5 protein-coding genes are annotated in these 4,293 nt (G+C 64.2%); all 5 read right to left on the reverse strand.

What is annotated here, in order from left to right; all coding sequences use genetic code 11:
- The coding region (locus tag EN893_RS20800; RefSeq protein ID WP_206640149.1) for an alanine racemase at positions 1 to 500 on the reverse strand (500 nt) is incomplete at its 3' end.
- Between the two features lie 77 nt (positions 501 to 577).
- Positions 578 to 1,099 carry an RNA pyrophosphohydrolase gene (locus EN893_RS20805; RefSeq protein ID WP_127267091.1) on the reverse strand — a complete coding sequence of 174 codons (522 nt, stop codon included), beginning with the start codon at positions 1,097 to 1,099 and terminating at the stop codon, positions 578 to 580.
- A 30-nt stretch (positions 1,100 to 1,129) separates the two neighbouring features.
- Positions 1,130 to 2,308, reverse strand: coding sequence for a divergent polysaccharide deacetylase family protein (locus tag EN893_RS20810; RefSeq protein ID WP_127267092.1), 1,179 nt, complete (start codon positions 2,306 to 2,308; stop codon positions 1,130 to 1,132).
- Positions 2,309 to 2,520: 212 nt separating this feature from the next.
- Positions 2,521 to 3,852: a S41 family peptidase gene (locus tag EN893_RS20815; RefSeq protein WP_164900989.1), complete on the reverse strand. Its 1,332-nt coding sequence runs from the start codon at positions 3,850 to 3,852 to the stop codon at positions 2,521 to 2,523.
- A partial coding sequence (locus EN893_RS20820) for a peptidoglycan DD-metalloendopeptidase family protein (protein WP_164900988.1) occupies positions 3,853 to 4,293 on the reverse strand: 441 nt, incomplete at its 5' end.

Consider the following 4,293-nt stretch of genomic DNA (forward strand, 5'->3'; position numbering starts at 1 on the left):
GGTTCGGCGGCGCTGCGCTCCCCACCCCGGGGCGCCATGCCGGTCCGCGACATGCCGCTGTCGACCTGGATCGCGGCCTGCAGTTTTCGGCCGGCGCGGCGAGCCGTCACACGCCAAGCCGCCAGTTGCTCGGGGCTGTTGATAACAGCGCAAAGGTTTGCTGCCACGGCGTCCGGCTCGGCACCGGGCGGAATGCCGTTCAACACGAAAATGGCAGGGCCCGGCCCAAGCGAGTGGCGCAGGGCGACGCCTTCGCCCAGAAGCGCAACGAAGAAGATATCGCAGCCGTCGCGCAGCAGCGCCGCCGCGACCTGGCCGGCGCCCACGCCGTAGCCGTCCGCCTTGAGCACCCCAGCGCAGGCAACATCGCCCAACCGCGCCTTCAGCCGCCGGTAGTTTTCACGGATTGCACCGAGATCGATGGTGAGGATGGCCCCAGCCGCCACTTCGCTTGTGGCGGTGACCTCTTCTGGGGGCGACTTTTGGGGGGCGTCGTTCATGGCGACCCTTCGCGTGCTAGTGGATACATCAATAGGACCGCCGGGCCGGCGCGGCAACCGCGGTTGTTGTATAGCGGCTATTGCACCAGATGCCGGAATGCCGTCACCACATCCTCATAGACATGGCGCTTGAACGGCACGATCAGGTCGGGAAGGTCCTGCATAGGCCGCCATGCCCATTTGTCGAACTCTGCGGTGTGGCCACCCGGCGGCGGGTTGATCTGGATCTCGCTGACATCGCCGTGGAAGCGAAAGGCGAACCATTTCTGCGTCTGGCCGCGATACCGGCCCTTGAAGGCGATGCCGACGAGATGGTCCGGCAAATCATAGTTGATCCAGTCCGGCGCCTCGGCCAGCAGCGAGACGCCTCGCATGCCGGTCTCCTCATAGAGCTCGCGCTCGGCCGCCTGCAATGGCTCCTCGCCCTCGTCGATGCCGCCCTGCGGCATCTGCCAGAGCTGCGTCGTGCCGGCAAATTCGCTGTCCGGTTCGGCAATCCGGTGCCCGACCCAGACAAGGCCCTCGGCATTGAGGATCATCAGCCCGACACATGGACGGTAAGGCAGCGTTTCGCGGTCGATCTTGTTCGTCTTTGGCATCAGTCAGTCTTTCCAGCCGTCTTACGATGGCTAGCCTTTTTGCGGATCTATAGCCACCGCTGAAATCGGCACGATCTCTATGCCGCGCTTCTTGGCCTCGACCACCCAGGACGACACGGTATCGACCGTCAAGTCGAAGGCCGAACCGATGCCGACGGCAGTGCCTTTGGCCCGCGCGGTCGCCTCCAGGCTGTCTAGCTTCTTCAGGATTTCGCCGCGATCCTGCACGGCATCGATCGCCATGTCGCCGGCGACGAAGGGCACGCCATCCTTCAGCGCCAGGTCCGGCGCCAGGCTGCGCGCCGACGAGCCGTCATCGATATAGGCGAGGCCGCGTTTGCCGAGCTCGGCGATGAACGGCTCCATCGCCGCGGCATCGGCGGAAAAGCGGGCGCCCATATAGTTCATGACGCCGGTATAATTGGTCGTCCGCGACAGCGCCCAGTGCAGGCTCTTCAGGTTCTCATCCGCGCTCGCCGCCACCGTCAGCGTGTTGCGGCCCGGATTTACCTTCGGATAATCGAACGGTTCGAGCGGCACCTGCATGACGATCTCGTGGCCGCTCTGCCTGGCTGCCTGCATCCACCGGCCGATGCTGTTGCCTTGCGGCGCGAAAGCCAGCGTCACTTCCGCCGGCAGCTTGGCGATGGCCGCCTGGGTGCCGGTCTGCGAAACCGAAAGCCCGCCGATGACGATCGCCACCCGTGCGCCGCGCCCGCCCGACCAGGGCCGCGCATAGACGTCGAACGGCCGCCTGCCATCCGTGGCGCGCACCGGCAACGGTCCGGTCTCGCTGGTCTCGATCAGCGCCTTGTCGGGAATATGCGCGATCTTCAGGTTCTGACCGATGGTCGACGGATCGCGAATGACGATCGCTGCCTTGGGCGGCCCATCGCCCTCCTCCGTCTGCACATGGATAATCTGCGGCCCGCCTGATTTGACCGGCGCCTCCGGCTTCGGTGCCGCCGGGGCCAATGCAGGCGGCGCGGCGGCAGGCTCGGCCGCCGCGGTCACTTTCGGCGTTGAAACGGCAACCTCTTGCGGCTTTCTAAACGGTTTTTCCCTGAGCGCGATCGCGCCGGAGACGCCGGCCACCGCCAGCACGGCCACTGTCGCCATGATCGCACCGCCGCTGATCTTGCCGGCGGCGCGCGGCGACCGGACTGCCTGTCCGAGCGGGCGTTCGATGTCCTTGCCGATATCAGCCAAGCCTAATCCCCGGGCACATGGCTCCGAAGACGAAGCCGCTTCGAAAAGACATGCGCGAATTCATCAATTCCGGCGCACCCCGCGCCATGTCTTGGGAGCTTTGCCTCGCTCCCCGAATCAAACTGCCGGAACCTTTCGGTCCCGGCAGCATCGCATTGCTTCCATCTGGCTCAAACAGAAAGATGGGGCGGCGCGTGCGCCGCTCCAGATCCTTACTGGTTGAGAACCGCCTTTTGCGGATTGGGCGGGAAGGACGGATCGGTCTTCTGGCCACGCAGCAGCTGCTCGGCATAGATGAGCTGCAGATCGTCTTTCGGATCCGGCGGCACATAGGCCGCCGAGCCCGAACCCGTCGTGCTCTCGTCGGCGCCCTTGATATGGCCCTTGAGATCGGATTCGCCACGTGTCAGATCCCTGCCCTGCAGTTCCGGCGGCAGTGGCTGTTCGACCTTGATGTCCGGCGTGATGCCCTTGCCCTGGATCGACTTGCCGGACGGCGTGTAATAGAGCGCCGTCGTCAGCCGCAGCGCACCATTCTCGCCGAGCGGAATGATGGTCTGCACCGAACCCTTGCCGAAGGACTGCGTGCCGACCCCCGTGACACGGCGCAGGTCCTGCAGCGCGCCGGCGACGATTTCCGACGCACTGGCCGAACCGCCATTGACCAGGACGATCATCGGCTTGCCGTTGATGTCGTCGACCTGCTTGGGCTTGGCGTCGAAGCGGGTGACGTCCTTGGGGTCGCGGCCGCGCGTCGAGACGATCTCGCCGCGGTTGAGGAAGGCATCGGACACGCTCACCGCCTGGTCGAGCAGGCCACCTGGATTGAGGCGGAGATCCAGAACGTAGCCCTTCAGCTTGTCGTCGGGAATCTGCTTCTTGATGGTGTCGATGGCGTTCTCGAGGTCGTCATAGGTCTTTTCGGTGAAGGAGGTGATCTTCATGTAGCCGATGTCGTTCTCCACCCGGAACTTGACCGCCTTGACCTTGATGATGTCGCGCACGACCGTCAGTTCGATCGGCTTGTCGGCGCCCTGGCGCAGGATGGTCAGCTTGATCGGCGTGTTGACCAGGCCGCGCATCTTGTCGACCGCATCGTTGAGGGTCAGGCCGCGAACCTCTTCGCCGTCGATCTTGGCGATGTAGTCGCCGGCCAGCACGCCTGCCTTGGCGGCCGGCGTGTCGTCGATCGGCGTGATCACCTTGACCAGATCGTTCTCCATGGTGACCTCGATGCCGAGGCCGCCGAACTCGCCCTTGGTCTGGACGCGCATATCCTGCGCCTGCTCGGCATTCATGTAGGAGGAGTGCGGGTCAAGCGAGGCCAGCATGCCGTTGATGGCATTCTCGACCAGCGACTTGTCGTCGGGCGGTGTCACATACTGTGCCCGCACCCGCTCGAAGATATCGCCGAAGATCGCCAGTTGCTTGTAGGTCTCCGACCCTGCAGCGTTCGCCGCCGAGCCGGGCGCGCCATAGACCAGGCTCATGGCGGACGCGCCCATCAGCGCACCGGCAAACAGAAGCGACAGTTTCCGCATTATTCACGTCCTTCCAGAAAAACGGTCCGCCCACCATGGGGCCGGATCGACGGGTTTTCCATCCTTGCGGAACTCGACATAGAGTTCCGGCGTGGCATTTCCATTCTTCGAAACCGAGGTGCTCGCCACCCGGGCCTCTCCCATCGCACCGATCGGCTCTCCTGCAAGCACTGATTGACCGGTCGCGACGCTGATTCTGCTCATCCCCGCCAAAACGACATGATAGCCGTCGCCTGCGTTCAGGATCAAGAGTTGACCATAAGAGCGAAACGGCCCCGCATAAAGCACATTTCCATCCGCCGGCGCGGTAACGATGGCTCCCGATTGTGTCGCAACCATGTCGCCAAGCATCACCGCGCCGTTACCGTCATCGGCGCCGAATCGCCGCTTGATACGGCCGGTCACCGGCAGCGCGATCTGTCCCTGTAGGGCCGAAAAGGGCAC

It is taken from the genome of Mesorhizobium sp. M7A.F.Ca.CA.004.04.2.1 (assembly GCF_004022825.1).
In the GTDB taxonomy this organism is placed as follows: domain Bacteria; phylum Pseudomonadota; class Alphaproteobacteria; order Rhizobiales; family Rhizobiaceae; genus Mesorhizobium.

Excerpts from the sequence above, each read along its gene's own strand:
- EN893_RS20805 (WP_127267091.1), bottom strand. The coding sequence starts at position 1,099 with ATGCCAAAGACGAACAAGATCGACCGCGAAACGCTGCCTTACCGTCCA.